Annotated in this window: 1 protein-coding gene; it reads left to right on the top strand. The window is 59.2% G+C overall.

Features of this window, described 5'->3' with window-relative positions:
* Positions 1 to 835, top strand: an 835-nt coding sequence (locus tag A3730_RS23465) for a GGDEF domain-containing protein (protein ID WP_063539079.1), incomplete at both ends; no start/stop codon positions are given.

Here is an 835-nt window from a genome sequence, read left to right as displayed (position 1 = left end):
CGGCCATATCCTGTTTGTCTTGTTTATGCTGGTGGGCCTGAACCGCCGGCTTTCCGAACCTTCCATGATCATGCCGCTGATGGTGTGGTCAACCACCGGGTTATTGGTCACTGCCCTGGTCGTCGATCAGGTGCGTCTGTGTGTCATGTTGATTTTCTTCGCCATCGTCCAGATGGGGGTGTTGCAGGCTTCGCTCCGGCAGTTCATGGCTCTGGCAGGGTATTGCGTGCTGGGGTACGCGCTCGTGCTGGGGGTGGTTTGTGTGTACTGGCCGGAAGTGGTGGACGTGCAGGGCGAGTGGATTCAGTGGGGCCTGTTCAGTGCCATGGTACTGGCCGCCATGCTGGTGGCGTCGGAGATTTCCACCATTCGGTTCCAGTTGGGTAAGCGTAATCAGCAGCTGGCAGAAATTGTTGAGCGTATTCACGACATGGCGGTAAAAGACGAGCTGACCGGGTTCTACCGCCGTCGCCATGCCATGGAGCTGCTGAGCAAGGCGTGCGGGCAGTCTGCCCGTGGCGCGTATCAACTGGGTGTGGTGTACCTGGACCTGGATCATTTCAAGAAAACCAACGATCAGTATGGCCATGGCATGGGCGACCTGGTGTTGCAGCGTTTTGCGGATGTGACACGGCGCCACCTGACCAATCAGGATTTCGCCGCCCGTCTGGGCGGGGAAGAATTCATGCTGGTGTTGCCGGTGAGTGATCCGGAGGAAGCGCGCAATCTGGTGGAGGGTATTCTGCTGGGCATGCGCAGCCAGCGTTTCAAGGACGCTCCCGGGTTGGCGGTCACGGTTTCCGGGGGGCTGGCGATGCTGAATCCTGGCGAAACG

The organism is Alcanivorax sp. HI0044 (assembly GCF_001634945.1).
This window is presented reverse-complemented; position numbering and strand designations above follow the sequence as displayed.